General features: G+C 69.7%; 1 pseudogene. It reads right to left on the bottom strand.

The window, feature by feature from the left end:
* Nucleotides 1-403, bottom strand: a pseudogene (locus tag ACWENR_RS30850) (hypothetical protein); the annotation flags it as partial.
* Nucleotides 404-1,117 lie beyond the last annotated feature (714 nt).

Here is a 1,117-nt window from a genome sequence, read left to right as displayed (position 1 = left end):
CGACCAGCACGTCGGTGTCACACGGCAGTTCCTTGGCGTCCTTGCCGTCCTTGTCCCGCTCGTCCTTGTCGCGGCCGTCCTTGCCCTTGCCGTCCTTGCCCTGCCAGTCCTTGCCGTCCTTGCCCTGCCAGTCCTTGCCCTGCCAGTCGTCCCGGCCCTCCTTCTCCCGGTCCTTGTCGGCCTCGCGCGCGCGGTCGTCGCGGCCGGCGGCGTCGTCCTTGGCGACCTGCTCGGCCGTCGACCAGTTCAGGTCGGCGAGCCGGTCCACCCCGACGGCGCCCGCGCTGCTCGCGGCGGCGAGGCTGACCACGCCGGTCAGCCCGGCGACGCCGGTGGCGAGCCACAGCTTGCGCCGGCCCTTCGGCGCGGTGTTCTCGGAGTTCTTGCGAAGGTAGTTGGACATCGGAGCTCTCTGCTCTCTCCTCGTACCAGACAGGGCCGCTCCGCGCTGCGGGCTGCCCTGGCTACAAATCGGTTGTAGCTACTGAGGCCCACCGTATGAGAATTTTCTTCTCTTCAAGGCCATATCCGAAAGGAACCCACGTTAGGGAGAACTCGGGTCAGGGTGGGACAGCCCGGACGGCGAGGAGCGCGACCGCTCAGTCGTGCCGAACCGGCGCCCCGCGCCACGCTTCGCCCGAACCGACGCCTTGCGCGACGCCTCGCCCGAACCGGTGCCTCGCGGCCACGATCCGCCTCAACCAACCCCGCGTCGTCTGAACCGGTGCCGTACGCCACGAGCCGCCTCAACCAACCCCGTGTCGTCTGAACCGATGCCGTACGCCACGATGCGCCTCGACCGACGTCTTGCGCGACGTGTCGCCTCAACTGGTGCGGAACTCGGCCGCCGGCCCTGCGCCCGACGCGGCCCGTCGGGTCCGTTCCGGGGCCGGCACCCCCGCCACCACGGCCCCGCTGGTTGGCGCCGCCCTTGCGGATCGCGGCGGCGGACTCGCGGGACGCCCGCGCACGGACGGGACCCCTTCCCCCGGCGCGGAGGAAGGGATCCCGTCTTATGTGGTGGTTCAGTTGGCGCAGCCGGTGACGTTGGTGCAGTTGCGGGGTTCGTTCTTGGTGATGATGGTTTTGTTGTCGAGGTTGACGGTGGCGTTGTTGG

The organism is Micromonospora sp. NPDC004336 (assembly GCF_053602615.1).
Note: the sequence above shows the minus strand (reverse complement) of the source record. Positions and strands in the feature narration are given on the sequence as shown.